The organism is Tolypothrix sp. FACHB-123 (genome assembly GCF_014697075.1).
Lineage (GTDB): Bacteria > Cyanobacteriota > Cyanobacteriia > Cyanobacteriales > Nostocaceae > Aulosira.
Genome location: NZ_JACJRE010000144.1, coordinates 1 through 3,245 on the forward strand (window position 1 = coordinate 1; position 3,245 = coordinate 3,245).

2 rRNA genes are annotated in these 3,245 nt (G+C 50.7%); both read right to left on the bottom strand.

The features are described 5' to 3' along the window. Nucleotides 1–2: 2 nt before the first annotated feature. Nucleotides 3–120, bottom strand: a 5S ribosomal RNA gene (gene rrf / locus H6G41_RS34310). Between the two features lie 128 nt (nt 121–248). Then, nucleotides 249–3,079: ribosomal RNA gene (locus tag H6G41_RS34315) — 23S ribosomal RNA — on the bottom strand. Between the last annotated feature and the right edge of the window lie 166 nt (nt 3,080–3,245).

Genomic DNA, 3,245 nt, shown 5'->3' on the forward strand with positions numbered 1-3,245 from the left:
AAACCTGGCATCGAGCTATTGTGGCAGGAGGCTACCCTCAAACTATCGTCGCCGCAGCAGCGTTTCACCTCTGAGTTCGGGATGGGGTCAGAGTGGTTCCACCGCGCAATAGACACCAGGAAAACCTGTCGATTTTGGATTTTGGATTTTAGATTTTAGATTGGAATAATAAATCCAAAATCTAAAATTTAAAATCTAAAATTCGCAAAACCCTGAAGACTGCAAGTAACGCGAAACCAATAGTTGTAGAGGTCAAGCCCTCGGTCTGTTAGTACTCCTCTGCTTCATACATTGCTGCACTTCCACATAGAGCCTATCAACCTGTAATCTACAGGTGACCTTACCTACTTAACGTAGTGAGAGCACTCATCTTGAGGTGGGCTTCCCACTTAGATGCTTTCAGCGGTTATCCGCTCCGCACTTGGCTACCCAGCGTTTACTGCGGGTACAATAACTGGTACACCAGCGGTGCGTTCCTCCCGGTCCTCTCGTACTAAGGAGGACTCCTCTCAATGCTCTTACGCCTGCACCGGATATGGACCGAACTGTCTCACGACGTTCTGAACCCAGCTCACGTACCGCTTTAATGGGCGAACAGCCCAACCCTTGGGACGTACTTCCGCCCCAGGTTGCGATGAGCCGACATCGAGGTGCCAAACCTCCCCGTCGATGTGGACTCTTGGGGGAGATCAGCCTGTTATCCCTAGAGTAACTTTTATCCGTTGAGCGACGGCCATTCCACTCTGCGCCGTCGGATCACTAAGGCCTACTTTCGTACCTGCTCGACTTGTCGGTCTTGCAGTCAAGCTCCCTTTATGCCTTTACACTCGCCGCACGGTTTCCAAGCGTGCTGAGGGAACCTTTGCGCGCCTCCGTTACCTTTTAGGAGGCGACCGCCCCAGTCAAACTGCCCACCTGAAACTGTTCCCACACCCGGTCAGGGTGCTAGGTTAGAATTCTAGCTTCGCCAGAGTGGTATCTCACCGTTGGCTCCATATCCCCCACAAGGAATATCTCATCGCCTCCCACCTATCCTGCGCAAGCGAAGCCCGAACACAATTCCAGGCTACAGTAAAGCTTCATAGGGTCTTTCTGTCCAGGTGCAGGCAGTCCGTATCTTCACAGACATTCCTATTTCGCCGAGTCTCTCTCTGAGACACCATCCAGATCGTTACGCCTTTCGTGCGGGTCGGAACTTACCCGACAAGGAATTTCGCTACCTTAGGACCGTTATAGTTACGGCCGCCGTTCACCGGGGCTTCGGTCGTCAGCTTCAGGATTTCTCCCTGACCAACTTCCTTAACCTTCCGGCACTGGGCAGGCGTCAGCCCCCATACCTCCTCTTACGAGTTTGCGGAGACCTGTGTTTTTGGTAAACAGTCGCCTGGATCTCTTCACTGCGACCCACGTCTTAGGTGGGCACCCCTTCTTCCGAAGTTACGGGGCCATTTTGCCGAGTTCCTTAGAGAGAGTTATCTCGCGCCCCTTGGTATTCTCAACCTCCCTACCTGTGTCGGTTTCGGGTACGGGTACGATATGTTCATCACATTTCTAGCTTTTCTTGGCACTATCCTTCACTACTCGGAGTTCGTAAACTCCTCCCAAACCAATCAGGGTGTAGCTATCTTTCATGCGTCCCTAGCAATGCTCCCATACCATAGTCAGGGATTTTTCACCCTGTGTCCATCGACTACGTCTTTCGACCTCGCCTTAGGTCCCGACTAACCCAGAGTGGACGAACCTGGCTCTGGAACCCTTAGGGTTTCGGGGTGTATGATTCTCACATACATTTGCGCTACTCAAGCCGACATTCTCACTTCCGTTTCGTCCACAGCTGCTTGCCGCTACTGCTTCTACCTACGACGGAACGCTCCCCTACCGATTCATCGATAGATAAATCCCACAGCTTCGGTACATTGCTTAGCCCCGTTCATTTTCGGCGCAAGAGCGCTTGACTAGTGAGCTATTACGCACTCTTTCAAGGGTGGCTGCTTCTAGGCAAACCTCCTAGTTGTCTATGCACTCTCACCTCCTTTATCACTTAGCAATGATTTGGGGACCTTAGCTGGTGGTCTGGGCTGTTTCCCTCTTGACAATGAAGCTTATCCCCCACTGTCTCACTGGCAATGTGTGCTCTGGGTATTCTGAGTTTGTCTCGATTTGGTACCGGTCTCCCAGCCCGCACCGAAACAGTGCTTTACCCCCCAGATATATTCATTACCGCTGCGCCTCAACACATTTCGGGGAGAACCAGCTAGCTCCTGGTTCGATTGGCATTTCACCCCTAACCACACCTCATCCGCCGATTTTTCAACATCGGTCGGTTCGGACCTCCACTTGGTGTTACCCAAGCTTCATCCTGGACATGGTTAGATCACCAGGGTTCGGGTCTATAAATACTGATTATCGCCCTTTTCAGACTCGGTTTCCCTTTGGCTCCAGCATTCTCGCTTTAACCTACCAGTACCTATAAGTCGCCGGCTCATTCTTCAACAGGCACGCGGTCATCCGTTTAATCGGACTCCCACTGCTTGTAAGCTGACGGTTTCATGTTCTTTTTCACTCCCCTTCCGGGGTTCTTTTCACCTTTCCCTCGCGGTACTTGTTCGCTATCGGTCACACAGTAGTATTTAGCCTTACGAGATGGTCCTCGCTGATTCACATGGGATTCCTCGTGCCCCATGCTACTCGGGATTCAGCTCCTATCCTTGAGTTTTCAACTACAGGACTTTCACCTTCTTTGGTGCAGTATTTAGCTGCTTCGTCTAACCGCCAGATTCGTTCTCGCTGTCCCACTACCCCATTCGGTAAACCAAATGGTTTAGGCTCTTCCCCTTTCGCTCACCACTACTTAGGGAATCTCTTTTGATTTCTCTTCCTCCAGCTACTAAGATGTTTCAATTCGCTGGGTTGGCTCTTTCCTGCCTATATATTCAGCAGGTAGTATTTAGGGTTGCCCCATTCGGACATCTCCGGATCTATGTCTGCTTCCAACTCCCCGGAGCATTTCGTCGGTAACCACGTCCTTCTTCGCCTCTGTGTGCCTAGGTATCCACCATCAGCCCTTATTAGCTTGACCACAACAATACATTTGCTTGCTCTTTGCAAACACTTTCCTTCATTTTTTGAATGTCTGTGTCTGCCTGCTATTTTCGCGTTACTATGCAGTTTTCAAGGTTCTGGCTGGAATTCTCCCAGCAGTCTGACTTTCTCTTCAGTCATGTTGCTGACATCTTCCACAATCT